At 63.5% G+C, this 24,270-nt stretch carries 22 protein-coding genes, 1 pseudogene and 1 riboswitch; of the genes and pseudogenes, 13 read left to right on the top strand and 10 right to left on the bottom strand.

The window, feature by feature from the left end; translation table 11 throughout:
• Positions 1–31 precede the first annotated feature (31 nt).
• A riboswitch (cobalamin riboswitch) is annotated at positions 32–233 on the top strand.
• Positions 234–348: 115 nt separating this feature from the next.
• Positions 349–1,596: an aromatic ring-hydroxylating oxygenase subunit alpha gene (locus NKJ01_RS07550; protein ID WP_352727178.1), complete on the top strand. Its 1,248-nt coding sequence runs from the start codon at positions 349–351 to the stop codon at positions 1,594–1,596.
• A gap of 46 nt (positions 1,597–1,642) precedes the next feature.
• A complete protein-coding gene (locus tag NKJ01_RS07545) occupies positions 1,643–2,743 on the top strand; it encodes an FAD-binding oxidoreductase (protein ID WP_023761189.1) in 1,101 nt (366 codons plus the stop codon).
• Positions 2,744–2,761: 18 nt separating this feature from the next.
• Here NKJ01_RS07545 and NKJ01_RS07540 read toward each other — a convergent pair.
• The 8 genes and pseudogenes from NKJ01_RS07540 to NKJ01_RS07505 form a co-directional block, all read right to left on the bottom strand.
• A pseudogene (locus NKJ01_RS07540) lies at positions 2,762–3,165 on the bottom strand (type II toxin-antitoxin system VapC family toxin).
• Positions 3,162–3,395: an AbrB/MazE/SpoVT family DNA-binding domain-containing protein gene (locus tag NKJ01_RS07535; protein WP_352603216.1), complete on the bottom strand. Its 234-nt coding sequence runs from the start codon at positions 3,393–3,395 to the stop codon at positions 3,162–3,164. Before NKJ01_RS07535 ends, NKJ01_RS07540 begins: the two are co-directional and overlap by 4 nt.
• 71 nt (positions 3,396–3,466) lie before the next feature.
• Entirely contained in the window at positions 3,467–4,213 is a 747-nt protein-coding gene (locus NKJ01_RS07530) for an FAD-binding oxidoreductase (RefSeq protein WP_352727176.1), read from the bottom strand.
• The gene (locus NKJ01_RS07525) at positions 4,210–4,821 is read right to left on the bottom strand and encodes a molybdopterin-dependent oxidoreductase (protein WP_352727174.1); all 612 of its coding nucleotides are present in this window, start codon (positions 4,819–4,821) and stop codon (positions 4,210–4,212) included. The genes NKJ01_RS07530 and NKJ01_RS07525 overlap by 4 nt, the downstream gene beginning before the upstream one ends.
• A gap of 142 nt (positions 4,822–4,963) precedes the next feature.
• Entirely contained in the window at positions 4,964–6,493 is a 1,530-nt protein-coding gene (locus NKJ01_RS07520; RefSeq protein ID WP_352727172.1) for a DegQ family serine endoprotease, read from the bottom strand.
• A 258-nt stretch (positions 6,494–6,751) separates the two neighbouring features.
• Positions 6,752–7,471, bottom strand: a complete 720-nt coding sequence (locus NKJ01_RS07515) for an MBL fold metallo-hydrolase (protein ID WP_352727170.1) — start codon at positions 7,469–7,471, stop codon at positions 6,752–6,754.
• A 52-nt stretch (positions 7,472–7,523) separates the two neighbouring features.
• Complete coding sequence (locus NKJ01_RS07510; protein WP_352727168.1) at positions 7,524–8,690, bottom strand: diphosphate--fructose-6-phosphate 1-phosphotransferase; 1,167 nt, start codon at positions 8,688–8,690, stop codon at positions 7,524–7,526.
• An 86-nt stretch (positions 8,691–8,776) separates the two neighbouring features.
• Entirely contained in the window at positions 8,777–9,544 is a 768-nt protein-coding gene (locus tag NKJ01_RS07505; protein ID WP_352727166.1) for a L,D-transpeptidase, read from the bottom strand.
• 452 nt (positions 9,545–9,996) lie between these two features.
• Here NKJ01_RS07505 and NKJ01_RS07500 point away from each other — a divergent pair, with 452 nt between their 5' ends.
• The 3 genes from NKJ01_RS07500 to xylB all read left to right on the top strand — a co-directional run bounded on the left by NKJ01_RS07500 (position 9,997) and on the right by xylB (position 13,660).
• Positions 9,997–10,620, top strand: coding sequence for a LysE family translocator (locus tag NKJ01_RS07500; RefSeq protein ID WP_352727164.1), 624 nt, complete (start codon positions 9,997–9,999; stop codon positions 10,618–10,620).
• Positions 10,621–10,787: 167 nt separating this feature from the next.
• Positions 10,788–12,125, top strand: coding sequence for a tetratricopeptide repeat protein (locus tag NKJ01_RS07495; RefSeq protein WP_352727162.1), 1,338 nt, complete (start codon positions 10,788–10,790; stop codon positions 12,123–12,125).
• An 80-nt stretch (positions 12,126–12,205) separates the two neighbouring features.
• Positions 12,206–13,660: a xylulokinase gene (xylB, locus tag NKJ01_RS07490; protein ID WP_352727161.1), complete on the top strand. Its 1,455-nt coding sequence runs from the start codon at positions 12,206–12,208 to the stop codon at positions 13,658–13,660.
• A 194-nt stretch (positions 13,661–13,854) separates the two neighbouring features.
• On the opposite strand, the gene NKJ01_RS07485 is transcribed toward xylB, so the two are convergent.
• Positions 13,855–14,217, bottom strand: a complete 363-nt coding sequence (locus tag NKJ01_RS07485; protein ID WP_352727159.1) for a nuclear transport factor 2 family protein — start codon at positions 14,215–14,217, stop codon at positions 13,855–13,857.
• Between the two features lie 109 nt (positions 14,218–14,326).
• On the opposite strand from NKJ01_RS07485, the gene xylA reads away from it, so the two are divergent.
• Together xylA and NKJ01_RS07475 are read left to right on the top strand one after the other, a co-directional pair.
• On the top strand, positions 14,327–15,652 hold the full coding sequence (gene xylA, locus NKJ01_RS07480; RefSeq protein WP_352727157.1) for a xylose isomerase: 1,326 nt from the start codon (positions 14,327–14,329) through the stop codon (positions 15,650–15,652).
• Between the two features lie 408 nt (positions 15,653–16,060).
• Positions 16,061–16,270: a hypothetical protein gene (locus tag NKJ01_RS07475; protein ID WP_352727155.1), complete on the top strand. Its 210-nt coding sequence runs from the start codon at positions 16,061–16,063 to the stop codon at positions 16,268–16,270.
• Between the two features lie 41 nt (positions 16,271–16,311).
• On the opposite strand, the gene NKJ01_RS07470 is transcribed toward NKJ01_RS07475, so the two are convergent.
• On the bottom strand, positions 16,312–17,292 hold the full coding sequence (locus tag NKJ01_RS07470; protein ID WP_352603191.1) for a GlxA family transcriptional regulator: 981 nt from the start codon (positions 17,290–17,292) through the stop codon (positions 16,312–16,314).
• Between the two features lie 77 nt (positions 17,293–17,369).
• On the opposite strand from NKJ01_RS07470, the gene bcoG reads away from it, so the two are divergent.
• The 6 genes from bcoG (at position 17,370) to NKJ01_RS07440 (ending at position 24,124) form a co-directional block, all read left to right on the top strand.
• Positions 17,370–18,287, top strand: a complete 918-nt coding sequence (bcoG, locus tag NKJ01_RS07465; RefSeq protein ID WP_023775990.1) for a 3-dehydrocarnitine:acetyl-CoA trimethylamine transferase BcoG — start codon at positions 17,370–17,372, stop codon at positions 18,285–18,287.
• Between the two features lie 22 nt (positions 18,288–18,309).
• Positions 18,310–18,939, top strand: coding sequence for an HD domain-containing protein (locus NKJ01_RS07460; RefSeq protein WP_352727153.1), 630 nt, complete (start codon positions 18,310–18,312; stop codon positions 18,937–18,939).
• A complete protein-coding gene (locus tag NKJ01_RS07455; RefSeq protein ID WP_352727151.1) occupies positions 18,936–20,039 on the top strand; it encodes a carnitine 3-dehydrogenase in 1,104 nt (367 codons plus the stop codon). Before NKJ01_RS07460 ends, NKJ01_RS07455 begins: the two co-directional genes overlap by 4 nt.
• A 3-nt stretch (positions 20,040–20,042) precedes the next feature.
• Positions 20,043–21,206, top strand: coding sequence for an acyl-CoA dehydrogenase family protein (locus NKJ01_RS07450; RefSeq protein WP_352727149.1), 1,164 nt, complete (start codon positions 20,043–20,045; stop codon positions 21,204–21,206).
• Positions 21,207–21,270: 64 nt separating this feature from the next.
• Positions 21,271–23,349: an acetate--CoA ligase family protein gene (locus tag NKJ01_RS07445; RefSeq protein ID WP_352727148.1), complete on the top strand. Its 2,079-nt coding sequence runs from the start codon at positions 21,271–21,273 to the stop codon at positions 23,347–23,349.
• Complete coding sequence (locus tag NKJ01_RS07440; protein ID WP_352603183.1) at positions 23,342–24,124, top strand: carnitinyl-CoA dehydratase; 783 nt, start codon at positions 23,342–23,344, stop codon at positions 24,122–24,124. The genes NKJ01_RS07445 and NKJ01_RS07440 overlap by 8 nt, the downstream gene beginning before the upstream one ends.
• Positions 24,125–24,270: the final 146 nt, after the last annotated feature.

Below are 24,270 nucleotides of genomic sequence, written 5' to 3'. Positions count from 1 at the left end.
TTTCATGCCGATGACGCGCCAGCGATCGTGGTTAGATCATGCCATCTCAGGTGCCGCTTCGTGACGACGGGGCGGAGAATTGGGAAGCCGGTCAAAATCCGGCGCTGCCCCCGCAACGGTGGTGGAGTTCAAGTCGCAACGGGAGACCACTGGGCAACTGCCTGGGAAGGTGTCGCGATCGTCCGCAAGGACAACTCCAAAGCCCGGAAACCAGCCCGAGATTTCTAGACTCGACTGATCGCGGTGGGCGATCAAGAGGTGGATAGTGCATGCCCGGCGCCTCGCCGGCCTGCGTCCAATCCTTCCTCCGTCACCACCAGTTCAGTCCTTAGATAACGAGGACAGGACATGGATATTCGCAACGACATGCTGAGGCGCTTGAACAGCCGTCGGCAAGGCTTTTCGCTAGAGCAGCCCTTCTACACCGATCCAGACTACTTCAAGCTGGACATGGAGCTGATCTGGTATCGCGATTGGCTGTTCATCGGCCATGATTGCGAGCTGCCGAAGCCGGGCAGCTACATTACTGTGCAGATCGGCGACTATCCGGTTGTTCTTGTCCGTGACCAGCAAGGCAAGATCAACGCCTTCCACAATTCCTGCCGCCATCGCGGCAGTCGCGTCTGCAACACCGACAAGGGTACTGCGGCAAAGCTCGTCTGCCCCTATCACCAGTGGACCTATGAGCTCGACGGCCGCCTGCTGTTCGCCCGTCAGATGGCCGACGGTTTCGACAAGAGTGAGTTCGGTCTGAAGCCGGTCGCCTGCGAGAGCGTCGGCGGCTATATCTTCATCTGCCTGGCCAAGGAGCCAGCGGATTTCGCGCCGATGCGGGCGATGATCGAACCTTATCTGCTGCCGCACCGGTTGCGGGAAGCAAAGGTCGCCTTCGAGAGCACGATCATCGAGAAGGGCAACTGGAAGTTGGTCTGGGAAAACAACCGCGAGTGCTATCACTGCGTCGCCAATCATCCCGAGTTGTGCAAGACCTTCCCCGAGGCTCCGACCGTGACCGGCGTCAACGGCGCCGACAGCGACCCCGAAATGGTCGCGCATTGGGCCAAATGCGAGGCATCAGGCCTGCCGAGCAAGTTCCGCATCGATCCGGCCGGGCAGTATCGCGCCACCCGCGCGCCGCTGCTGCGCGATGCCGTCAGCTACACCATGACCGGCAAACTGGCGGTGAAGAAGAACCTCTCCGACGCTGTCTCCGCCGACCGCATCGGCACCTTGATGCACTATCACTATCCGACGACATGGAACCATATCCTCATCGATCACGCGGTGACGTTCCGGGTGGTGCCGATCAGCGCCACGGAAACGGCGGTGACGACGAAATGGCTGGTGCACAAGGACGCGGTCGAGGGTGTCGACTACACCATCGAAGACCTTACCCATGTGTGGACCGAAACCAACGACCAGGACCGCCGCATCGTTGAGGAAAACGCCCTCGGCATCCTGTCGCCCGCCTATGAACCGGGCCCCTATTCGGAGCTGCATGAGGGCGGCGTGATCCAGTTCGTCGAATGGTACGCGTCGTTCATCGGCCCGCGCCTCGCCGAAGGCGGAAGGCCGGCGCTGCGCAGCGTCGCCTAGTTGCATCACATGCACAAGACATGAGGGACAAGAGAGGATGAATGCGATGACGGATCTTGGCCTCTATCGCCATCTCGACCAGATGACGCCCTGGAACGACAGGCTGCAGGTGCTGGAGGTGATCGGCGTCAGCGACGAAGCGCCTGACGTCAAGACCTTCACCTTCCGCTCCGACAACCAGACCTGGTTCCGCTACAAGCCGGGCCAGTTCGTGACGTTGGAACTGCCGACCGCGGACGGGCCGCTGATGCGCACCTATACGCTGTCGTCCTCGCCATCGCGGCCGTTCTCGATCGCAGTGACGGTGAAGGCGCAAGCCGGCAGCACCGGCACGCGATGGATGTTTGACCATCTGACGCCCGGCTCGCACGTCAAGGCCTATGGGCCGACCGGCGATTTTTCGCTGCACAGTCACCCGGCGGCTAAATATCTGTTCATTTCGGCCGGTTCGGGCGTGACGCCGATGATGTCGATGCTGCGCTGGCTGAACGACTGTGCGCCATGGACCGATGTCGGCTTCGTCAATTGCGCGCGCCGCCCGGAAGAGATCATTTTCCGCAAGGAGCTCGAACTGCTCGGCAGCCGTATGCCGGGCTTGTCGCTCGGTTTCATGATCGAGGAGCGTTCGAGCCGAGAGGGCTGGTTCGGCCATATGGGCCGCATCGACGCCATCAGGCTGCCGCTGCTGGCGCCCGATTTCCGCGAGCGCGAAATCTTCTGCTGCGGCCCCGATCCTTTCATGCGCGCCGTGCGCGGCATGCTGGACTCCGCCGGCTTCGACATGACGAAATACCATCAGGAGAGCTTTGCGGCGCCGGCCGTGGAGGAGATCCCGGCGCCGTTCGCTTTGCCGGCGGGAGACGACGCCGTCGCCCCGATCGAAGCCGTGACACCGATCCGATTCTCGCTTTCGGATGTCGATGCCGACTGCGTCGCCGGCCAAACCGTCCTGCAGACCGCGCGGGCCTCAGGCGTGCGGATTCCCGCTGCATGCGAGTTCGGCCTGTGCGGCACCTGCAAGGTGAAAAAGGTCGCGGGCGACGTCGAGATGAGCCACAATGGCGGCATCCTCGATCATGAAATCGACGACGGTTTTATCCTTGCCTGTTGCTCAAAACCGCTTTCGGCGCTCGAAATCGAGGCGTGACCGGCGGTTGGTGCCATTTCAGGAGTCCGGAGTGATCAGTCTCAAAGACGGGAAATAGGTCCGGTATCGACCGACATCGCGGGTCAGAAGCGGAAGCTGAGCGACCGCGGCATGGGCGCCAATGAAGTAGTCGGGCAACACGCCAATCCTGGATCCTCCTGATCGGCGGTACTGTGTAAATACCTTCCCGGCCAGGAAATGAGCTGCTCTTGGCATCGGAGCCATTTCGAGGCCGGTCGCATCCAGAAATGCGTCGAGATCCTCGACGCTGATGTAGCGAACAGCAAGCTCGGCATAGACCGCATCATTGATCAACAATGGTCCATCGAGGCTCGCTGCCTCGAGCTGTGCAACCGACCAGTCCGCCCAGGTCGGATCGTCCGTAACGAGGTCGAGCAGAACATGGTGTCGACCAGCGTCACGCTTCGCCACGCGTCAGTGCCATGATCGCGTCGGTCGTGAGCTCCTCGCCGGCATGGCCGCACAACTTGGCGAAGCGGCTCGCAGGCGGCTCTTTGTCAACGCGAGGCAGCACCACGCTGCCATCGGCAGCGCGTCGGAAATCCACTCTGCTGCCCGGGACGATTCCAAGGAGATCGCGGACCGGTTTGGGAATGGTCACTTGTCCCTTTGCCGTAACAGGAGTGGCCATCTTCATCCTCGTGGCAATACCATCTTTCACGAACTGTCAGCGCCAAGACCACATGCGTTAACAACGTCCATTCAAACTCCGTAGCGCTCGGTGCGAATGTTTCCCGCTGCAACGCCGGCATCAATCAGCGCCTGGGCGGCGACTGATACAAACGCGTTGGAGCCGCAGACAAAGGCGAGACCAGGCGGCTCGGGCAGCCGCGCCATTGCTTGCGCCATCATCGCGACGTCCACCCGCCGCGCATAATCGGCCGGGCGCCGGGCGGCTTCGCGTGTCAGTGTCAGCACTAGGTCGAACCCGTCCCTGCGGTCGTCGAGGGCGATCAGTTCGTCGCGAAAGATCACTTCGTCCCAGATCCGGGCTGAAAAGACCAGAACGACGGGCACTGTCGAATTGCGCGCGGCGCGATGGCGAGCCATCGACATCAAGGGCACGACGCCGGAACCGCCGCCGACAAGCACAAGCGGTCCGCCCACATCTTCTGGCCAGACGAAATGCCCGCCGAGCGGTCCGCGAAGTTCGATTTCGTCACCAATCGCCGCGACCTCGTGGAAGAAGGGCGAAACCTCGCCATCGTCGAGCTTCTCGATCGCCAGTTCGATCGCGCCAACCGTCTCGGGCGCGGAGGCAATGGAGTAGGAGCGACGCGCCTGGTAACCATCCGGTGCCGTCAGCCTGACATCGACATGTTGCCCGGCGCGGTAGGCAAACGGCCGCGATGGCCGGAAAAAGAAGCTGGTAACACGCGGCGTGCGTTTTTCGATGCGGACGATCCCGGCCGTCTGCCAGGGCGATTGCACTGCTGCCACAGCGCTCATGGATCGCCCGTATAGCGCTGTTCGCGCCATGGATCACCATAGATGTGATAGCCGCGCAATTCCCAGAAACCGGGTTCGTCGCGCGTCGTGAATTGCAGGCCGTTCAGCCATTTGGCAGACTTCCAGAAATAGAGGTGCGGCACCAGCAGCCTTGCCGGGCCGCCATGGTCCGGCGCAATCGGCTCGCCTTCGTAGAGCAGCGCCACCATGGCCTTGCCGCCGGTAAGATCCTTTACCGGCACATTGGTGGTGTACCCGTCGAACGCGTGCGCCAGCGTGAAGCCGGTCGGCGGCTCCAAACCCGCGTCGGCAAGGATATCGTCGACCAGCACGCCCTGCCACGGCGTGTCGAACTTGGTCCACGCGGTCACGCAATGGATGTCGCGTGTCATCTTGGTCAACGGCAGCGCGTTGAATTCAGCCCAGTTCCACTTCTTGATCGGCCGTGGCGCATGCTTCAACGTGAACGACCAATCCTCCGTGCGCACGCGCGGCGTCGGACCGGCCGACAGTACCGGAAAACCCTGTTCGAGATATTGGCCGGGCGGTATGCGCGCATCGTCATCGGTTGGCGGGCGCCGTCCTGAAGAGAAACCTCGGGTGACCATCGCGGTAATTCCTCTGCGGCAGGCATCCATCAACCTGTCGCAGTTTTCTCGATGATGCCGCTGCGGGCAACTGAAATCTTGGCGCACAAAGCCGGCAGGCCCGGCGAGCCTGCCGGCTTTGCATTCAGTTCAGCGCCTCGCGTCAGCCATTGGCGAACGGCACCGCGACATAGATCTGGCCTCCGTCCCGCTCGACCAGCAACAGCACCGACTTCTTGCCGGACTTGCCAGCCTGGGCAATCGCCTGGGTGACCTGCCTGGCGCTCTTCACCGGCACCTGATTGACGGCGACGATGATGTCACCTGCCTGGATTCCGGAAGCCGCGGCAGCCTTGTCGGGATTGACGCTGGCAACGATCGCACCGCGCTGATTGTGGGCGAGATTCATCTGCTCGCGAATGTCAGGGGTGATGTCCATCAGGCCAAGCCCGATCGCCGCGACGCGTGAGCCTTGCCCGACGCCAGGCGCGCCGGACCCGTCTTCCAATGACGCGGTCTTCACGTCGTCGGTGTTGCGCCCGACATCGACGGAAATATCCACGGCCTTGCCCTTGCGCCAGATGTTCAGTGTTTCTCTGGCGCCGGGCGCGACATCGGCGACCGCCCGCGACAGGTCCTTGGGATCCTTCACATCCTGTCCGGCAAAGCTGGTGATGACGTCGCCGGCCTCGACTCCGGCCCTGGCGGCGGGCGAACCGTCATTGACCCGCGAAACCAGCGCGCCGGCGGCATGATCGAGGCCAATTGCGCTCGCCACATCCGCCGTCACCGGCTGGATCTCGACGCCGAGATAGCCATACTGGATCGAGCCGTCCTTCATCAGCTTGGCGACCACCTTCCGGGCCTGGTCGGACGGGATGGCGAAGCCAACGCCGACGCTACCGCCATTGGGCGAATAGATCGCCGCGTTGATACCGACGACATTGCCGGCGACATCTATCAGCGGGCCGCCGGAATTGCCGTGGTTGATCGGGGCGTCGATCTGGATGAAGTCGTCGAACGGGCCGCTGTGCAGATCGCGGCCGCGCGCCGAAACGATGCCTGCGGTGACAGTGGTGCCGATGCCGAACGGGTTGCCGAAGGCCAATACCTGGTCGCCTGGCATGAGCTTGTCGGAATCACCCCATTTGACGGTTGGCAGGGGTTTGTCCGCCTTGACCTTGAGGACGGCGAGATCGTTCTTGGCATCGCGGCCGACCAGCTTGGCGGGGAGTTCGGTGCCGTCATCGAGCGCAACCTTGATCGAGGTGGCACCATCGATCACGTGATTGTTGGTGACGATGATACCATCCGCGCCCACGAGGAAGCCGGAACCCAGTGCTTCGGCACGCTGCGGTTGCTGTTGTGGCGGTGTCTTGGGCATCGGCATGCCCTGGTCACCGAAGAACTGACGAAAATAGTCGTCGAAAGGCGAGCCGCCGTCGAACGGAGAGGCATCGCTCGTCGTTCCAGGCTCTGCCTTCGTGACAGTGGTGATCGTTACCACCGCCGGCTTGTCGGCCGCCACGATGGGAGCGAACGAGCCGTTGGGAGCGGTGAGGCCGGCGACCGGTGTCTGGGTCGTCGGAACGGTGTTGCCCTCGCTTTGGGCGAAAGACATGACGAAGGGGGATACGATCAGCGCAGCGCCCAGCAAGGCCGCGACGCGATGTCTGCGAATTATGTCTGACATGGTCGTTTGTCCGGGCGAGAGTTGATCGGTCGCCGTGGAGGTCTCCTTGTGCGGAAGACCGGCCATTCGGCGTGTCGAACGTCGCGATTGCCTGTCTCGCCTGGCACGGCAGCCGGACCGGATCGACAGCTCTGAATCTAGGGCGCAGCTTGGCCCGATTTAGGGATTCCGGGCCACCTTACGAAGATTTAATTTCCGGAGTGACGGCGGTCACGATGTCGTCAGGCGACGGGCCAGTCTTCCCTGCCCGCCGGGGGCTCAGATCCCGCCGGTTCGTCCGAGATAGGCAGTGGCAATGTCGTGCATGCGCTTGCTGTCGAAGCTCGGTCCGTGGCCGCCATGGCCGACGCGGATCGGCAGGTCGAGCAGGCGCTGCATCGTACTGATGTAGGCCGATCGATCCGAATCCGGCAGGTCGTCGATCAGCGTGTCGTCGTAGATGGCGTCACCGCTGAAGAAAAGGCCATCGGCCTCGTCGAACAGCGCGATCGAATCCGGCGAATGGCCGGGCAGATGCAGCACACGGAATTGCCGGTCACCGAGATCGACGATGTCGCCCTCGTCCAGGGTTCGCGTCAGCGGTGCGGGCGGGATCTTGTAGTCGGCCGCCTTCCAGCCCGGCGCAGGCAGCTTCGAGACGGCGCCGTCGAGATCGTGGAACATGTAGGCGTAGGTCGCCGCCTCATCCATGCTCGCGAACTGCTCCGCGCTGTGCCTTGGCCCTGCTCGCCACGGAAATTCGTGCATTGAGCCGACATGGTCGAGATGAATGTGGGTGGCGACGACCAGCAGCGGCTTGCCGTCGGGCGTGTCGATCTCCGGCGCGAGCCGACAGATACCCATGCCGGTGTCGACCAGAAGGTCGGCATCTCGGCCGCGCAGATGCCAGATATTGGCACGCACATAGGTATGCACGAACGGCTCGGTCAGCATCGTCGTCTTGTGGTCGACAATGCTTTTGCTGAACCACTCCGGCATCAGCTGTGGCCCGGCATCAGGTGAAAGCCAGGCATCAGGTATGAGCCAGGCATCAGACGAACGGCTTCCCGACCTTGTATTTTTCCGGCACCAGCCGCTTGAGATAAGCCATGCCGGCATCGGACAGCTGATTGACATCGGGCTTCATGAAATCGTCCGGCATATGGCGGGTCTTGCCGGCGACGTTCTTCAGCGGCACCTTCTTCAGCACCGTTTTGCTGCCGTCAAATTGCAGCGCCACCGAGCCGCCGCCCTGTTCAGCGACGGTGACGGCGAAAGCGCCGGCATCGAAAGCCTCCTGCGCGTCGACCGCGCTGATGGCGCCGACATAGCCGCGCGGCATGTAGCCGAGTGCGTCGACGCGGGCCCGCTTGCCGGGCAGGCCTTCGGCCAGCGCGCGCTCAAGTGCGGCCGGCAGGTCGCTGCCCGACAGCTTGACGTTGCCATGCGCGTCGCGCTCGAGCTTGTCCGGCGGCACCAGGCTTTCGACCAGCGCTTTGCCGTCGGCGGTGCTGACGCCTTCCGAAACGGCGACGATGCAGCGCTTGTGGCGATCGAGCGTGGCGCGCACGTCGTCGATGAAGCCGGCGGCCGAGAACGGGCGCTCCGGCACATAGACCAGATGCGGGCCGCTGTCGGGGTCAACCTGCCATGCTGCCGCGGCTGCGGTCAGGAAGCCGGCATGCCGGCCCATGACGATGCCGACATAGATGCCGGGCAGAGCGCGAAAATCGAGGTCGACAGACAGAAAGGCACCAGCCACGAACTCGGCCGCCGAAATGAAGCCCGGCGTGTGGTCGTTTTCCTCGAGGTCATTGTCGATGGTTTTTGGCGCATGGACGAAAGCGATCATGCCGCCCGCGGCATCGGTCAGGATCTGCTGCGTGCCCGACGTGTCGTTGCCGCCGATATAGATGAAGGCGTCGGCGCCTGCCTTCTTCAATCCGTTGAGGATGACCTCACAATAGGCGGCATCCGGCTTGTCGCGGGTCGAGCCAAGGGCGGCACTTGGCGTGCCGGCGATCAGCCGCAGCCGGTCCTCGGGAATCGTGGAAAGGTCGACATAGTTGCCGTCACGGATGCCGCGCACGCCGTGGATGGAACCGAGGACCTTGGCACCGGGATGCCGCTTGCGGATCTCCAGCGTCGCCCCGACCACCGTCTGGTTGATGACGGCGGTTGGGCCGCCGCCCTGCGCGATGACAAAAGTTCCGGCCATTCCCGACGTCTCCCGAGCGATGAATTCGAAGGCACATTCGCCTGTCTTTCGCTATCGCGCAACGGAAGAGTGGGGCGGGCGGCGTGTCAGACGACGACGACCGGGTTTTTCTTGGAGACGCGGCTGTAGAGGTCGATGATGTCCTGGTTGATCAGACGCACGCAACCCGACGACATCGCCTGGCCAATGCTCCACCATTCGGGCGAACCGTGGATGCGATAGCCGGTGTCCTTGCCGTTCTGATAGATGTAGAGGGCGCGCGCGCCGAGCGGATTGGTGAGGCCGCCGGGCTGGCCCGCCTGCCATTTCACCAGTTCGGGCTTGCGGGCGATCATCTCTGGCGGCGGCGTCCAGGTGGGCCATTCCCTGCCATACTGGATGTTGGCACGGCCGGACCAGCGGAAACCGTCCTTGCCGATGCCGACGCCATAGCGGATGGCATCCCCACCCGGCTGGACGAGATAGAGCATGCGCTCCTTGAGATGGACAACGATGGTCCCGGGCGCCTCGCCTGTGGTGTCGACGACGATCTGGCGGCGGAATTCCGGCTTGACCTTCAGATACGGCACTTGCGGGACGTTGAAGCCGCCATCCGTCAGTGCGGCATACATCACGCCGGGGCTGGTGACGTTCTTGTCGACGCTGATCGCCGGCCGCATCGGCGGCACCGAACCGGTGGAGACGTCGTCGAGCTCCAGCGCCGGCAGGCTGCCGCCCGAGGTCGAGCAGCCGGCGACGCTAAGCAGCGCCAGCGCGCCTGCCCCGGACAGGATAGCCCGGCGGGAAAGACGATGATCGGCTTCGATTGTGTCGCCATTCTGCGGCGGCGTCAGACCTTGCGGCAACTCGCGCATATACCCAAACCCCACGCTGTCGGCGGGAAGCACGGTCCGGCCGGATGGCAGTCATTTTCATCATTCATGGTTGATAAAGCGTGAAGACCTTGCACAGCCTGAGTTCGCGCATTGCCCATGGGCGATCGACCTTCTGCGCGATCCGTTGACCGAGACCTGCTGCACAAAAGACCTCGGCGGGTCATGATCCCGCCGCCGGCGTTTCCTATCGCTCAGGGGTCAGCGGGTGCCTCCATATGCAAGACCTTAAAGACCGACATCAAGCTTTTGCCGCTGCCATTGTCGCGGCGGCAACCGTTCTCGGTGCCAGTGTCAGCCTGGCCGAAATAATGAGCACGCTGAGCGGCGCGAACTGACGCCGGTCTGCCGTTGGCGAAATTAGGGAAATCGCCTCTTTACATTCTCCCGGACGCAAGGATTTATCCTCTTCTTTACGCTCAAAGGAGACGAGCATGTCCTTCGAAAACTGGGCCGCCTTCGCTGCCGCATCGACGATCCTTCTCATCATTCCGGGTCCCACCATCCTTCTGGTCGTGTCCTATGCGCTGGGCCAGGGCTGGCGCACCGCACTGCCGATGGCCGTCGGCGTGGCGCTGGGCGACTTCACCGCGATGACCTTGTCGATGCTGGGCGTCGGCGCGCTGCTGGCCGCTTCGGCGACCGTCTTCACCATCCTGAAGCTGATCGGCGCCGGCTATCTGATCTATCTCGGCGTGAAACTGTTCCGCGCCGGTGGCGCTCTGAAAGCCGAACCGCGCACCGATGCGGTGTCGTCGGCCAAGATGATGGCACATGCCTGGCTGGTCACCGCGCTCAACCCGAAGAGCATCACCTTCTTCGTCGCCTTCCTGCCGCAGTTCCTCGACCGGCATGCCGATTTCTGGACGCAGATGCTGATCTTCGAGACGACGTTCCTGGCTCTCGCCTTCGCCAACGCCTTCGGCTATGCGCTGATCGCGGCACGCGCACGCAACGTCGTGCGCAATCCCAAGGCAATCCGCGTCTTCAACCGCACCGGCGGCACCCTGCTGGTCGGCGCCGGCATCGCCACGGTGGCAATGCGTTCCGGCAATTGAGGTAGGGTTGGATTCGCTCATCACGCAGCGATTGCGCTGCCCCTCACCTGCCTGCCCCGCGGCTAGACCGGCGCAGCGCGCGGTTGGCGTGCCCGTGGCCCATGCGTTAGGATCGCCCTGGGCCGAAGCATCGAACGGCCAGTCAATGGTCGATCGAAGGACATTGCATGGCAATCAGGGACGCATTGGGCCTGACATTTTCGGGTGCCACGCAGGCGGGGTTCGCGCCCTACTGCCAGGCAGTGCGTGAACTGCAGTGCTTCATCGGCGATCCCGTGGCCTCCATCGACCGCGCCATCACAGAAGCTCCCGGCTTCGTCATGGCGCATGTCTTCAAGGGCTACCTTTTCGGCCTCGCCACCGAGCGAGAGGCGACGGACGTAGCCAAGGCTTGCCATCAGGCCGCATTGCCACTTGCCGCGACCACGCGCGAGCAGGCGCATGTCGCTGCCCTTGGCCATCTCGCCAACGGACGCTGGCATCAAGCCAGCCGCATTCTTGAGGATGTCACCATCGAGACCCCTCGCGACGGGCTGGCGCTGCAGGTCGGCCACCAGATCGATTTCTTCACCGGCAATGCCCGCATGTTGCGTGATCGCATCGCCCGTGCCCTGCCATCATGGCAAAGCGGCATGCCTGGCTACCACGCCATGCTCGGCATGCAGGCGTTCGGACTTGAGGAGATGGCTGACTATATCAGGGCCGAGCAGCTTGGCCGCGCGGCAGTCGACATGGAGCCGCGCGACGGGTGGGCGCAGCATGCCGTCGCTCATGTCATGGAAATGCAAAGCCGGCAAAGGGATGGTATTGCCTGGATGCGCGCCGATCCCGAGGCGTGGACAAGGGAAAGCTTTCTGCAGGTGCACAATTGGTGGCACCTGGCGCTGTTCCACTATGATCTCGGCGAGACAGACGAGGTGCTGGCGCTCTATGACGGACCCATCTATGGCGGGCAGTCAACCATGGCGCTCAACATGGTCGACGCGTCGGCAATCCTGTGGCGGCTTTACCTTGGCGGCATCGATGTCGGCGACCGCTGGGCGGGGCTCGCCGCCAACTGGCGCAAGGCCGGGGCCGGCAATTATGCCTTCAACGACGCCCACGCGATGATGGCGTTCGTCGGCGCCGGGCTCGACGCCCCGGCCCAGACCTTGCTCGAGGCTCAACGCGAGGCGATGGGCGGCAGCGACGACAATGCGGCTTTCACCAGGGATGTCGGCCATCCCCTGACGCTCGCCATCAAGGCCTTTGGCGAGGGCAACTATGCCGAGACCGTGCGCCTGATCCGGCCGATACGGGCGATCGCCCACCGTTTCGGCGGCAGCCACGCCCAACGCGACGTCATCGACCTGACGCTGATCGAGGCGGTCCTGCGCGCCGGTGACGGTGCGCTTGCCAGGGCGCTCACGGCCGAACGGGGAATGGCGCGGCCCGGCAGTCCACTGTCGGCGCTGCTTTCTCGGCGCGCGGCCAATTTATCCGAGACCAATTTGTCAGAGAATTGACCCGCGATCGATCTTGTCTTAAAAACTGACAAGCCAGATTTTTTCGGGACTCGAAAAAATTAACGGCAAGGGAGGAAAGCATGTATCTCGGCCTCGATCTCGGGACGTCGGGCGTCAAGGCGCTGCTGATCGATGCCGGGCAAACCGTCATCGGTTCCGGCCATGCGTCGATCGACGTGTCGCGGCCACATCCAGGCTGGTCGGAACAGAATCCCGACGACTGGATCCGCGCTTGCGAAGAGGCGATTGCCGACCTCAAAGCCAAGCATCCCGCGGAGCTCGCCGCGGTCAAAGGCATCGGCCTGTCCGGCCACATGCACGGTGCGACGCTGCTCGATGCCGCCGATAAGGTGCTGCGTCCCTGCATCCTGTGGAATGATACACGCAGCCACGCCGAGGCCGCCTTCCTCGATGCCGATCCGCGCTTCCGCGCGCTGACCGGCAACATCGTGTTTCCCGGTTTCACCGCGCCGAAGCTTGCCTGGGTGAAGAACAACGAGCCAGCTGTCTTCGCCAAGGTCGCAAAAGTGCTGTTGCCCAAGGATTTCCTGCGGCTCTGGCTGAGCGGCGAACACATTTCGGAAATGTCGGATTCTGCCGGCACGTCCTGGCTCGATGTCGGCAAGCGGCGCTGGAGTACCGAGCTGCTCGCCGCGACATCGCTCGATGAAAAGCAAATGCCGTCCCTGGTCGAGGGCACTGAGAGGGCAGGCGCGCTGCGTGCCGAACTGGCCTCGAGATGGGGCGTTCCGGCCGGCATTCCCATCGCCGGCGGTGCCGGCGACAATGCGGCCTCGGCCTGCGGCATGGGCACGGTCGGCGCCGGCCACGCCTTCGTTTCGCTCGGCACATCGGGCGTGTTGTTTGCCGCCAACGCCGCCTACCTGCCCAACCCGGCTAGTGCCGTGCATACCTTCTGCCACGCGCTTCCGGACACCTGGCACCAGATGGGCGTCATCCTGTCGGCAACCGATTCGCTGAACTGGCTGTCCGAGATCACCGGGAAAGGCGCCGGCGAACTGACCGCCGAACTCGGCGACACGCTGAGGGCGCCCAGCGGCGTGTCCTTCCTGCCTTATCTCTCGGGTGAGCGCACACCCTACAATGATTCCGCCATTCGCGGCGCGTTCACCGGGCTGGCGCATGAATCGAGCCGTGCCGTGCTGACCCAGGCGGTGCTCGAAGGCGTCGCCTTTGCCTTCCGTGACAGCTTCGAAGCCCTGGCCACGGCCGGCACGACCTTGACGCGGGTGACGGCGATCGGCGGCGGTTCGCGCTCGCGCTTCTGGCTGAAGGCGATTGCCACCGCGCTTCAACTGCCTGTCGACATTCCCGCCGACGGCGACTTCGGCGCCGCCTTTGGCGCCGCGCGGCTCGGCCTGATCGCGGCGACGGATGCCGACCCGCTTGAAATCTGCACGGCACCGAGGACCGATGCCACGATCGAACCGGACGCCGCACTTGGCGGCGTCTATGCGGATGCCTATCAGCGCTACCGGGCGCTGTACCCGGCAGTCAAGGTCGCCACGGCGTGAGCTTGAACGCGCGCCCCTCTGGCCTGCCGGCCATCTCCCCCTCAAGGGGGGAGATTGGCAGCATTGACGGCGCCGCACTTTTTTCAACTTTGGTGATTGGCGAAGGCCAGCGTGACAGCCAATCTCCCCCCTTGAGGGGGAGATGGCCGGCAGGCCAGAGGGGGGCGCCTAGCGGCCGCCCTAGCAGCAAAACCTCACTGCGCCGGCACCTTGTCGAGAAAACCGGTGACGCTCTTCAGTCGGCCGTTCTCGATGACGCCGATGTCGGTGCCTTCGATCACCGAAGGGGTGCCCTCCGGACCGAGATTCCACGAGAAGCGGATCTTGTCGGCAAAACCGTCCGGCGTGCCCTTCAGCGAGAACCGGAAGCCGGCAAATCGCTGCTGCACGCCGTCGATGAGTGCCGCGACACCCGCATGGCCATCGCCCTGCATGAGCGGGTCGCGATAGCTGACGTCTTCGGTGAATGCTGCCTTGAGCAAGTCGGCCCGACGGCCGGCATCACTTTCGTTCCAGGCGGTGATGTAACTTTGGGCGATCTTGTTGAGGTCGGTCATGGCGTGTCTCCCTTGTCTGACTGTTTTGACACGAGCCTTTTCGACCAGCGGACGAACGAAACCAATTACGCCTGAGGTAATCAGAGCGAACAATTCGAGAGGAAAAAACATGAGCAGCGGATTTTTCGGCGACATCAAGAAGATCAAATATGAAGGGCCGGATTCGACCAATCCGCTGGCCTACCGGTTCTACAATCCGGACGAGGTGGTGGCCGGCAAGCGGCTGGAAGACCATCTGCGCTTTGCGGTAGCCTACTGGCATTCCTTCGCCTGGCCGGGCGGCGATCCGTTCGGCGGCCAGACCTTCGACCGGCCGTGGTTCCCCAAGGCCGGCGGTGTCGACACGATGGAACTGGCGAAACTGAAAGCAGACGTCGCTTTCGAGATGTTCTCGCTGCTCGGTGCGCCCTATTTCTGCTTCCACGACGCCGATGTACGGCCGGAGGGCAAGGACTTTTCCGAGAGTGCGGCACGCCTCGACGAGATCGCCGACTACTTCGCGGGAAAGATGAAGCAGACCGGCGTCAAGCTTTTGTGGGGCACTGCCAACCTGTTCTCCAATCGCCGCTTCATGTCGGGCGCGGCCACCAATCCCGACCCGGATGTCTTTGCCTACGCGGCAGCGACGGTAAAAAGCTGTATCGATGTCACCAAGCGGCTGAAGGGCGAGAACTATGTGCTGTGGGGCGGGCGCGAGGGCTATGAGACGCTGCTCAACACCGACCTCGCACGCGAGCAGGAGCAGGCCGGCCGCTTCCTCAGCCTCGTCGTCGACTACAAGCACAAGATCGGTTTCAAGGGCACGATCCTGATCGAGCCGAAGCCGCAGGAGCCGACCAAGCACCAGTATGATTACGATGTCGCGACCGTCTACGGCTTCCTCAAGCGCTTCGGACTGGAGAAGGAGGTCAAGCTCAACATCGAGCAAGGCCACGCCATTCTGGCCGGCCATTCCTTCGAGCACGAGCTGGCGCTGGCCAATGCGCTCGGCGTCTTCGGCTCGATCGACATGAACCGCAACGACTATCAGTCGGGCTGGGACACCGACCAGTTCCCCAACAACGTGCCTGAAATGGCATTGGCCTACTACCAGGTCCTGCAGGCCGGCGGCTTCAAGACCGGCGGCACCAATTTCGACGCCAAGCTGCGCCGCCAGTCGCTTGATCCGCAGGATCTGCTGATCGGCCATATCGGCGGCATGGACTCTTGCGCACGTGGCCTCAAGGCCGCGGCCCGCATGGTCGAGGACAAGGCGCTGTCGGCACCGCTGGCCGAACGCTATGCCGGCTGGAACACAGCCGAGGGCAAGGCGATGCTGTCGGGCAAGCGCACGCTGGAGGACATCGCCGAGCGTGTCGTCAAGAAGAAGATCGAGCCGCAGCCAAGGTCGGGCCGCCAGGAACTGCTGGAAAACATCGTCAACCGATACGTGTGAAGTCGATCTCTGGACCGATATCCGCCACCTCTGGAGCGGCAATCGCCTTCTGCTGGAGCAATTCCAGGAAAAGCGTGAAGCGGTTTTCCGTCTGGAATTGCGTCAAAACAAAGAGTTAGAGCGGCTCGCCGTTTCCGCGAAACCGCGAAATGCTCCAGTCGCCCATTTCGCGACAGGCACCGAGGATCGCATAGATCCTCGGCTGCCTGCTGGTCGAAAAGCAGCTGTAGAACTCTCCTTGGCCTGACCTGCCCAGACACGGGAACAAACTTTGCGCAAAGCCGGGTGCGACGACACGGTTTTTGCCCTTTGACGCCCTTCAATGACCTCGCTCTTGCCTTCAAACTGCCGTCACGTATCTCGTATAAGACTGCTCGTGGCGGGAGAGGAAGAAGGAGGCGACCCGATATGCAGAACGAACGTGAAATCGACGCCCTGCTCTCAACGGGCGAGGCCGAATCGATCATCGACCGGCTGATGGCAATGCCGCATCCGAAGGATGGCACGCGCCGCTCGAACGAATGGGACCGCGCCGTTGCCAGCCGTTTCGAGACCCATCTTGCCAGGCAAATGCGCTCTCAGATCGACGGCGGCAGCGACCACCAAAATGCTGCCTGAACTTTCTGTGCATGTCGTTGTCCTTTTGGGCGACATGCACGTCAGCCCCGGCGCAGCCTGACCGGCGCTTCGCCGAAAGCCCTTGAAAATGCCCTCGAAAACGCCGCGGCGGACGAAAATCCGGTCCGCCCAGCAATATCGGCCATCGCCACCCTGGTGTCGACCACCAGCCGGCGCGCCACACCCAGGCGCAGCCTGAGATAATAGGCGCCCGGCGTCTCGCCGATCGACTTGCGAAAGATGCTTTCCAAGGTTCGCGCCGTCACTCCGGCGCGTTTGGCCACCGCTTCTATGGTCAGCGGCTGATCGACATGCGATTCCATCAGCCGGATGGCCTGCGCCAGGCGCGGATCGTAGCCATCGAGCCGACCGAGCGAGACCAGCGGCTGCGCGTCGGTCGCGGCACGTGCCTGGTCGTAGATGAAGACGCTGGCGACATCGAGCGCCACGGCCATGCCGAGCCGCGTGCGAATGAGATGCAGCATCAGGTCGAAGGTCGGCGACGCGCCGCCAGACGTGAACACCGGCCCGTCGATGACGTAGCGGTCCGGGCGCACGTCGACGCCAGGGAAGGCCGACGAGAAATCCTCCATGTCCTCCCAGTGGGTGGTGGCGCTTCGCCCTTCCAGCAGGCCGGCGCGCGCCACCAGCCACGTGCCGGCCTCGACACCGCCGCACGCGCGGGCCGTACGCGCCGCCCGGCGCAGGCCTGACAACAGCGACGATGTCGCATAGTTCTGGGTGCCAAAGCCGGCGACGACGACAAGAACGTCGGTCGCCTCACCCGCATCGAAGCGGCCGCTAACCGCCACCGGCAGGCCGCAGGTGGTGACCGGAGCCTCGCCGGTCACCGAGACCAGCTTGAAATCGAACAAGGTCTCGCCGGAGATGCGGTTGGCGGCGCGCAAAGGATCGACCGCTGACGCGACACACATGATCGACGAGCCGGAAAACACCAGCAGCGTCACCTTGAGTGGAGAGCGTTCCGAACGAAAGATGGTCGGTTTTTCGCTTTTCATCATGGAAGCTTCGTAAAACGCAAAACAGTTTCCGGCAAGTCGGGCATTGTTGTGGCTTGTTTCTTTCGGAGGAGAGTTCCATGCCGCTTGCGATGAACCGTGAGGTTTTCATTACCTGTGCCGTGACCGGATCCGGCGGCTCGCAGGATCGCAGCCCGCATGTACCGCGCTCGCCCAAGCAGATCGCCGATTCGGCCATCGATGCGGCCAAAGCCGGCGCTGCCATCGTCCACTGCCATGTGCGGGACCCTGAAACCGGCAAGCCGAGGCGCGACGTGCATCTCTATCGCGAAGTGACCGAGCGCATTCGCGAGGCCAATGTCGATGTGGTGCTGAATCTGACCGCCGGCATGGGCGGCGACATGGTGTTCGGCTCGCCGGAAGCGCCGCTGCCGCTCAACGAGAAGGGCACCGACATGGGCGGCGCCACCAACCGCATGGAACATGTGCGCCAGTGCCTGCCGGAAATCTGCACGCTCGATTGCGGCACCATGAATTTCGCCGAGGCCGACTATGTCATGACGAATACGCCGGGCATGCTACGCGCCATGGGTGGCATGATGACGGCGCTCGGCGTCAAACCGGAGATCGAGGCCTTCGACACCGGCCATCTGTGGTTCGCCAAGCAGCTGGTCGAGGAAAAAGTGCTCAATCCCGACGCGCTCGTGCAGCTATGCATGGGTGTGCCGTGGGGGGCGCCCGACGACCTCAACACCTTCATGGCAATGGTCAACAACGTGCCGTCGACCTGGAACTGGTCGGCCTTCGCCATCGGCCGCAACCAGATGGCCTATGCCGCTGCGGCGGTGCTGGCCGGCGGCAATGTCCGTGTCGGCCTGGAAGACAATCTGTGGCTCGACAAGGGCGTGCTGGCGACCAACGCGCAGCTGGTCGAACGCGCCGCCAGCATCGTCACCAATCTGGGCGCCAGGATCATCGGCCCGGAAGAAGTGCGCAAGAAGCTCAACCTCACCAAGCGGGCGCCGATAGCGGCATAAATTATTCGCCGGGAAGGTCGATATGACTACCGTAAAATTCACGGCGATGAAGGATGGGGACCGGGACGACTATGAGTTCCTGACCGCGCATGAAATCGACTATGCGGCCAAGACCGGCGAGCGGCTGCTCGACGCGCTGGTTCAGCTCGACGCGGGCCTGTCGGGCTACAAGATCACCCGGCTCGGCCATTCGCTCCAGGCGGCGACCCGCGCCTGGCGCGATGGCGCCGATACCGACTGGATCGCGTGTGCGCTGCTGCACGACATCGGCGACATCTACGCGCCCTACAATCACGATGAATATGCCGCTTCGATCCTGAAACCATTCGTACGCGAACAATGCACCTGGGTGGTGGAAAAGCACGGCGATTTCCAGCGGCTCTATTATGCCCATCATCTGGGCGGCAACCGCCATGCGCGCGACCGCTTCGCCGGCCACGCCTATTTCGATGATTGCGATCAGTTCTGCGAGCGCTGGGACCAGTCGAGCTTCGACCCCGACTACGACACGCTGCCGATCGAATTCTTCCGGCCCTTCGTGCTCGAAGTGTTTGCCCGCAAGGCTTACGATCCCCCGGTGATCCGCGCCGGCGAGCGCGTGCCTCTCATCGATCCCGCAACAGCCAAGACAAGAACCGGAGCTTCCGCATGAGCATCATCAACAAGGCGGCCGCCATCGGTGGCGGCGTCATCGGCGCCGGCTGGGTGGCACGCTTGCTGTTGAACGGCATCGACGTGTCGATCTTCGATCCCGATCCCGAGGCATCGCGCAAGGTCGGCGAAGTGATGAAGGGCGCGCGTCGCGCCTACAAGCAGATGGTGCCTGGCGGCCTGCCCAAGGAGGGCAAGCTGACCTTCGCCAAGACCATCGCCGAGGCGGTTGCCGATGCCGATTTCATCCAGGAAAGCGTGCCGGAGCGGCTCGACCTCAAGCACCGCGTGCTGGCCGAGATCGATACCCATGCGCCGGCCAACGCCATTGTCGGCTCCTCGACCTCGGGCATCAAGCCGAGCGACATGCAGGTGGCGATGAAGAAGCACCCGGAGCGGCTGGTCGTCGGGCATCCGTTCAACCCGGTTTACCTCTTGCCGCTTGTCGAGATCGTCGGCGGCGAACAGACCTTCCCAGAGGCGATCGAGGTCGCCAAGGAAATGTATGCCTCGATCGGCATGAAGCCGGTGGTGATCCGCAAGGAGATCGAAGCCTTCGTCGGCGACCGCCTGCTCGAAGCGGCATGGCGCGAGGCGCTCTGGCTGATCAAGGACGGCATCTGCACTGTCGAGGAGCTCGACGACATCATGCGCTACGGCTTCGGCCTGCGCTGGGCGCAGATGGGCATGTTCCAGGTTTATCGCGTTGCCGGCGGAGAGGCCGGCATGCGCCACTTCATGGCGCAGTTCGGGCCGTGCCTGAAATGGCCATGGACCAAGCTGATGGACGTGCCGGAGTTCAACGACGAACTGGTCGACCTGATCGCCACGCAGTCGGACGACCAGGCGCATGGGCTGTCGATCCGCGAGCTGGAAAAGATCCGCGACGACAATCTGGTTGCGATCATGGACGCGCTGTCGAAGCAGAACAAAGGCAAGGGCTGGGGTGCCGGTGCCTTGCACAAGGACTATACCAGGCAACTGGCCAAGCTAGCGGCCAAAAAGCCTGTGGCCTCCAAGGCGGCCGAGAAGGCCAAGACGTTGAAGCCGGTGAAGAAAGCCGAAAAGCCGAAGAAAAAGACCGGCAAGAAGAAAGGCTGAGACATGGATTTCGGGCTGTCGGAGGAACAGAGGCTCATCGTCGAGACGACGAAGGCGTTCGTCGAGAACGAGCTATACCCGCATGAGCGCGAGGTCGAGCGCACCGGCGTGCTGCGCCGCGAACTGATCGAGGAGATCAAGGCCAAGGCGATCGAGGCCGGTCTCTATGCCGCCAACATGCCGGCTGATGTCGGCGGCGCGGGCCTGGATACGGTGACCTGGCTGCTCTACGAGAAAGAGCTCGGCCGTGCCAATTATGCGCTGCACTGGACCTGCGTGGCGCGGCCCTCCAATATCCTCCTGGCCGGTACGCCTGAGCAGCGCGAGAAGTATCTGTTCCCCTGCATCCGTGGCGAGAAATGGGACTGCCTGGCGATGACCGAGCCGGGCGCGGGCTCCGACCTGCGCGGCATGAAGGCGACGGCCGTGCAGGATGGCGACGACTGGGTGCTCAACGGCACCAAGCATTTTATCTCCCACGCCGACCTCGCCGACTTCGCCATCGTGTTCATGGCTTCCGGCGAAGAGGATTCGCCGCGCGGCAAGCGCAAGAAGATCACCGCCTTTTTTGTCGACAAGGGCACCAAAGGCTTCACCGTTCGTGACGGCTACCGCAACGTCTCGCATCGCGGCTACACCAATGCCATCCTCGAATTCGACGATTGCCGCTTGCCGGCCTCCCAGGTTCTGGGCGAGGTGCACAAGGGCTTCGACGTCGCCAATTCATGGCTCGGCGCCACCCGGCTGCAAGTCGGCGCCACCTGTCTCGGCCGCGCCGAGCGGGCGCTTGGCCATGCGGTGGAATATGCCGCGCAGCGCCAGCAGTTCGGCCAGCAGATCGGCAAGTTCCAGGGCGTGTCGTTCAAGCTTGCCGACATGGCGACCGAACTGAAGGCCGCCGACCTGATGGTGTTCGAAGCCGGCTGGAAGTACGATCAGGGCACCGTCACCGACCAGGACATGGCCATGGCCAAGCTGAAGGCCACCGAAATGCTCGCCTTTGTTGCCGATGAAGCGATCCAGATCCATGGCGGAATGGGGCTGATGGATGATTTGCCGCTGGAGCGCATCTGGCGCGACGCCCGCGTCGAGCGAATTTGGGAGGGCACTTCGGAGATTCAGCGACATATTATTTCGCGGGCGCTGCTGCGTCCGTTCGGGGCTTAGAGCATGATCCCCCAAGGCCGGAGTTAGGCTTGGGAGAAGATGATGCTCAAACGAAAAGATGACCATGCATAAACTCGAACGTCTTTTGCGCCCCAAATCGATTGCCGTCTTCGGCGGCGCGCAGGCCGCAGTCGTCGTGGCGCAATCGATCAAGATGGGTTTTGCCGGCGAGATCTGGCCGGTGCATCCGAGCAAGGAAGAGGTCGCCGGCCGCAAGGCCTATCGCTCCGTCGCCGATCTTCCCGGCGCGCCGGACGCCGCCTTCGTCGGCGTCAACCGGCACTTGACCATCGAGGTGGTCAAGGCGCTGGCCGAGCGCGGCGCCGGCGGTGCAGTCTGCTTTGCCGCCGGCTTCCTCGAGACCGAGGCCTATGACGATGACGGCGAGCGGCTGCAGGCCGAACTGGTTGCCGCGGCGGACCAGATGCCGATCATCGGCCCGAATTGCTACGGCCTGATCAACTATGCCGACGGTGCGTTGCTATGGCCCGACCAGCATGGCGGCATCCGACTGGCCGAGGGCGGCAAGGGTGTCGCCATCATCACCCAGTCGTCGAACATCGCCATCAACATGACGATGCAGAAGCGCGGCCTCCCGATCGCCTTCCTGATGACCGCCGGCAATCAGGCGCAGACCGGCCTGTCGGAAATGGCACTTGGCCTGATCGAGGATGAGCGGGTCACCTCGCTTGGCCTGCACATCGAAGCCTTCGATTCCGTAGCCGGCTTCGAACGGCTGGCGGCACGGGCACGGGAGCTGAAAAAACCGATCATCGCCATGAAGGTCGGCCGTTCCGAACAAGCGCGGCAGGCGACCGTCTCGCACACTGCCTCGCTGGCCGGCTCGGACGCGGCTTCGGGCGCCTTTCTGAGGCGACTCGGCATCGCGCGCGTCGATTCCATCCCCGCCTTCATCGAGGCATTGAAGCTGCTGCACATCACCGGACCTTTGCCCGGCTACAGGCTGTCGTCGATGAGCTGCTCCGGCGGCGAGGCTTCGGTCATGGCCGACAGCGCCGAGGGCCGCTGGGTCAATTTCCCGGTGCTCAGCGACACCCACCGTGCCCATGTCAAATCGACGCTCGGGCCGCTGGTCGCGGTCGCCAATCCGTTGGACTATCACACCTTCATCTGGAACAACGAGCCGGCGATGACCGCCACCTTCACCGCCATGGTGTCGGGCGGGTTCGACCTCAATATGCTGGTGCTCGACTTCCCGCGCCCCGACCGCTGCTCGGACACCGACTGGTGGGCGACGCTGCGTGCCTTCGAATCTGCGCTTAAGACCAACAAGGCGCAGGGTGCCATCGTCTCCTCGCTGCCGGAGAACCTGCCGGAGGAATACACTGCCGGCCTTATGGCGCGCGGCATGGTGCCGTTGTTCGGCATTTCAGAAGCCATGGACGCCGCCGGGGCGGCAGCCTTCATCGGCTGGGCGTGGCACGAACCGCAGGCGCAGCCGATCGACACCTCCGCCTCCGGCGCGCCTGTCGGCGAACACGTCACGCCCGACGAGGCCGAGGCGAAATCCCGCCTCATCAAGGCCGGCCTGCCGGTGCCGAAAGGCGAGCGCGCCGCCAATGCGGTCGAGGCGGTGATCTCGTCGATGGCGCTCGGCTTCCCGGTGGCGCTGAAGGCGCTGGGCGTCACCCACAAATCCGACGTCGGCGCGGTGCAGCTCAACCTCAAAGACGCCGAGTCCGTCAGCACCGCGGCGCATGATCTCTTGCCGCTCGGCACCGGGCTCTATGTCGAGCGCATGGTGCGCGACGGCGTCGCCGAACTGATCGTCGGCTTCACCCGCGACCCGATGTTCGGCGCGGTGATGACCCTGGGCACCGGCGGCGTGCTGGTCGAGCTGCTGCGCGACAGTGTCACGCTGATGCTGCCGGCGACCCGCGATGACATCGAGGCAGCGTTGCGCGGCCTGAAGCTGTACCCGCTGCTCGAGGGCTATCGCGGCCGGCCGAAGGCCGATGTTCAGGCTGCCATCGACGCCATTTTGGGCATTGCCGCCTTCGTGCAGGAGAATGCCGGCGAGATCGAGGAACTCGACATCAACCCGCTGATCGTCTGCGCGGAGGGAAAGGGCGCCTGGATCGCCGATGCGCTGCTGGTGCTGGGAGACAAGAAGAATGTCTGACGTCGTTTCGACCCGCCGCGAGGGCACGATCCTGGAGGTCACGCTCGACCGACCCAAGGCCAACGCCATCGACCTGAAGACCTCGCGGCTGATGGGCGAAACCTTCAAGGCATTCCGCGACGATCCGAACTTGCGTGTCGCCATCGTCAAGACCGCCGGCGACAAGTTCTTCTGCGCCGGCTGGGACCTCAAGGCGGCTGCCGGCGGCGACGCGGTCGACGGCGACTATGGCGTCGGCGGCTTTGCCGGCCTGCAGGAACTGCGCGACATGAACAAGCCGGTCATCGCCTGCGTCAACGGCATGGCAGTCGGCGGTGGCTTCGAGCTGGCGCTGTCCTGCGACCTCATCTACGCCTCCGATCATTCTTCCTTCGCGCTGCCCGAAATCCGCGCCGGCACGCTGGCCGACGCGGCAACGATCAAGCTGCCGAAGCGCATTCCCTATCATGTCGCCATGGACCTTCTGCTCACCGGCCGCTGGATGGATGTCGCGGAGGCGCATCGCTGGGGCCTGGTCAACGAAGTGCTGCCCAAGGAGAGGCTCGAGGAGCGTGTCTGGGAGATAGCGCGGCTGCTCGCCGGCGGCCCGCCGCTGGTGTTTGCCGCGATCAAAGAGACCGCGCGGGTGGCCGAGGCGCTCACCTTCCAGGACGCGATGAACAGAGTGACGCGCCGGCAGCTGCCGACGGTCGACGCGCTCTACGGCTCCGAGGACAATATGGAAGGCTTTCGTGCTTTTGCGGAAAAGCGTGAGCCGGTGTGGAAGGGGAAGTAATGGGAACGATGGCGTTCCGTCACACCCCCCTCTGTCCTGCCGGACATCTCCCCCGCAAGGGGCAGGACTGTCCGGGGAAAGTTATTCATATATGAAGGCCATCTGATTGAGGCAGGATCGGTCTCTTGGTCGGTTCGGATTGACCG

The sequence above is a fragment of the Mesorhizobium sp. M0276 genome (assembly GCF_040321755.1).
In the GTDB taxonomy this organism is placed as follows: Bacteria; Pseudomonadota; Alphaproteobacteria; order Rhizobiales; family Rhizobiaceae; genus Mesorhizobium.
This window is presented reverse-complemented; position numbering and strand designations above follow the sequence as displayed.

What these genes read in the sequence shown, in the direction of transcription:
- NKJ01_RS07550 (WP_352727178.1), top strand. Translation starts at nt 349, where the DNA reads ATGGATATTCGCAACGACATGCTGAGGCGCTTGAACAGCCGTCGGCAA.
- NKJ01_RS07545 (WP_023761189.1), top strand. Translation starts at nt 1,643, where the DNA reads ATGACGGATCTTGGCCTCTATCGCCATCTCGACCAGATGACGCCCTGG.
- NKJ01_RS07535 (WP_352603216.1), bottom strand. Translation starts at nt 3,395, where the DNA reads ATGGCCACTCCTGTTACGGCAAAGGGACAAGTGACCATTCCCAAACCG.
- NKJ01_RS07530 (WP_352727176.1), bottom strand. Translation starts at nt 4,213, where the DNA reads ATGAGCGCTGTGGCAGCAGTGCAATCGCCCTGGCAGACGGCCGGGATC.
- NKJ01_RS07525 (WP_352727174.1), bottom strand. Translation starts at nt 4,821, where the DNA reads ATGGTCACCCGAGGTTTCTCTTCAGGACGGCGCCCGCCAACCGATGAC.
- NKJ01_RS07520 (WP_352727172.1), bottom strand. Translation starts at nt 6,493, where the DNA reads ATGTCAGACATAATTCGCAGACATCGCGTCGCGGCCTTGCTGGGCGCT.
- NKJ01_RS07515 (WP_352727170.1), bottom strand. Translation starts at nt 7,471, where the DNA reads ATGCCGGAGTGGTTCAGCAAAAGCATTGTCGACCACAAGACGACGATG.
- NKJ01_RS07510 (WP_352727168.1), bottom strand. Translation starts at nt 8,690, where the DNA reads ATGGCCGGAACTTTTGTCATCGCGCAGGGCGGCGGCCCAACCGCCGTC.
- NKJ01_RS07505 (WP_352727166.1), bottom strand. Translation starts at nt 9,544, where the DNA reads ATGCGCGAGTTGCCGCAAGGTCTGACGCCGCCGCAGAATGGCGACACA.
- NKJ01_RS07500 (WP_352727164.1), top strand. Translation starts at nt 9,997, where the DNA reads ATGTCCTTCGAAAACTGGGCCGCCTTCGCTGCCGCATCGACGATCCTT.
- NKJ01_RS07495 (WP_352727162.1), top strand. Translation starts at nt 10,788, where the DNA reads ATGGCAATCAGGGACGCATTGGGCCTGACATTTTCGGGTGCCACGCAG.
- xylB (WP_352727161.1), top strand. Translation starts at nt 12,206, where the DNA reads ATGTATCTCGGCCTCGATCTCGGGACGTCGGGCGTCAAGGCGCTGCTG.
- NKJ01_RS07485 (WP_352727159.1), bottom strand. Translation starts at nt 14,217, where the DNA reads ATGACCGACCTCAACAAGATCGCCCAAAGTTACATCACCGCCTGGAAC.
- xylA (WP_352727157.1), top strand. Translation starts at nt 14,327, where the DNA reads ATGAGCAGCGGATTTTTCGGCGACATCAAGAAGATCAAATATGAAGGG.
- NKJ01_RS07475 (WP_352727155.1), top strand. Translation starts at nt 16,061, where the DNA reads ATGCAGAACGAACGTGAAATCGACGCCCTGCTCTCAACGGGCGAGGCC.
- NKJ01_RS07470 (WP_352603191.1), bottom strand. Translation starts at nt 17,292, where the DNA reads ATGATGAAAAGCGAAAAACCGACCATCTTTCGTTCGGAACGCTCTCCA.
- bcoG (WP_023775990.1), top strand. Translation starts at nt 17,370, where the DNA reads ATGCCGCTTGCGATGAACCGTGAGGTTTTCATTACCTGTGCCGTGACC.
- NKJ01_RS07460 (WP_352727153.1), top strand. Translation starts at nt 18,310, where the DNA reads ATGACTACCGTAAAATTCACGGCGATGAAGGATGGGGACCGGGACGAC.
- NKJ01_RS07455 (WP_352727151.1), top strand. Translation starts at nt 18,936, where the DNA reads ATGAGCATCATCAACAAGGCGGCCGCCATCGGTGGCGGCGTCATCGGC.
- NKJ01_RS07450 (WP_352727149.1), top strand. Translation starts at nt 20,043, where the DNA reads ATGGATTTCGGGCTGTCGGAGGAACAGAGGCTCATCGTCGAGACGACG.
- NKJ01_RS07445 (WP_352727148.1), top strand. Translation starts at nt 21,271, where the DNA reads ATGCATAAACTCGAACGTCTTTTGCGCCCCAAATCGATTGCCGTCTTC.
- NKJ01_RS07440 (WP_352603183.1), top strand. Translation starts at nt 23,342, where the DNA reads ATGTCTGACGTCGTTTCGACCCGCCGCGAGGGCACGATCCTGGAGGTC.